A 204-nucleotide genomic window follows, 5' to 3' on the forward strand; every position below is an offset into this window, starting at 1 on the left:
AAGAAAGATTGAGCTAGGTTGGTTCATTAACGGCAACGTAACAAGAAATGGCAATCTTGTCACAATTTCAACCGAAAGAAAAATCGCAGACATTGCCACAATTTCAGACTATCGAGAAGTCAAAGAAACAATACCAGCTGGATTTAGACCAGCTCAAGAGGTTAACTTGGTTTTACAAGGATTGTCTGACTCAACAGTAACAGG

Annotated in this window: 1 pseudogene; it reads left to right on the forward strand. The window is 39.2% G+C overall.

From position 1 onward, the window contains the following. Positions 1-204: pseudogene (locus HMPREF2613_RS04960) on the forward strand (hypothetical protein); the annotation flags it as partial.

The organism is Streptococcus sp. HMSC070B10 (assembly GCF_001808665.1).
Taxonomy (GTDB): Bacteria; Bacillota; Bacilli; order Lactobacillales; family Streptococcaceae; genus Streptococcus.